The sequence below is a fragment of the Pseudoxanthobacter sp. genome (genome assembly GCF_036822375.1).
In the GTDB taxonomy this organism is placed as follows: domain Bacteria; phylum Pseudomonadota; class Alphaproteobacteria; order Rhizobiales; family Segnochrobactraceae; genus Pseudoxanthobacter.
Map to the genome: position 1 here is coordinate 11,690 of NZ_DAISHT010000036.1, position 1,058 is coordinate 12,747.

A 1,058-nucleotide genomic window follows, 5' to 3' on the forward strand; every position below is an offset into this window, starting at 1 on the left:
GATCTTGCCGGTCAGATCTTGCCGACGAGGTCGAGCGAGGGGGCGAGGGTCTTCTCGCCTTCCTGCCACTTCGCCGGGCAGACCTCACCCGGATGGCTGGCGACATACTGCGCGGCCTTGACCTTGCGCAGCAGGTCGGAAGCGTCGCGGCCGATGCCCTCGGCGGTGATCTCGACAGCCTGGATCACGCCCGCCGGATCCACCACGAAGGTGCCGCGGTCGGCCAGACCCTGACCGGGACGCAGCACTTCGAAGTTGGTGGAGATCTCGTGGGTCGGATCGCCGATCATGGTGTACTGGATCTTGGCGATCGTCTCGGACGAGTCGTGCCAGGCCTTGTGGGTGAAGTGGGTGTCGGTGGAGACCGAATAGATCTCGACGCCGAGCTTCTGGAACTCTTCGTAGTGATCGGCCACGTCGCCGAGCTCGGTCGGGCAGACGAAGGTGAAGTCGGCCGGATAGAAGAAGAACACAGACCACTTACCGGCGAGATCGGCCTCAGTCACCTCGATGAACTTGCCGTTCTTGAAAGCCTGCGCCTTGAAGGGCTTAATCTTGGTATTCACGAGAGACATGTCAAATCCCTGGATCAGTGTGTGATATGGCAGACCAAAGCCAACGCCGGGCACCATAAGGCTGATCGCGATATAAGTGAAATAGATAACTTCGCCGCAAGTGATAGCTTCAGCCTATCGCGCGACGCGCGGCCTGCAACCCCGCATAGGGGCAGCCCGCCGGCGGGCGGGAGAAGGCGGTCGCTGTGGGGGAGGTTCCGGGAGCTGTCTGTGCAAATGCGCCGGTGCCCGGCAAACGGCCCGGTGGCTGGCAGATGAGCCGGTGCCTGTGCGTTTCCCCGCGGGGGAGCCGCGCAGGCACCGGTCGCCACAGCAGCGGGCCGGGCGGCTTACTCAGAACCTGTAGCCGATCCGCGGCGAGCCGCTCTGTGACTGGACGTTGGCGGCGAAGTTGCCGTTGTCGAAGCCGAGGCCGGCCCCGGGGCGGCCGGCTGTGTCGGCAACCGGCATGACAGTTGCGGACATGACGGTCGCGGACATGAC

Annotated in this window: 1 protein-coding gene; it reads right to left on the reverse strand. The window is 64.1% G+C overall.

The annotated features are described in order from the left end of the window. Nucleotides 1–11 precede the first annotated feature (11 nt). Entirely contained in the window at nt 12–575 is a 564-nt protein-coding gene (ahpC, locus tag V7067_RS05840; protein ID WP_334174944.1) for an alkyl hydroperoxide reductase subunit C, read from the reverse strand. Nucleotides 576–1,058: the final 483 nt, after the last annotated feature.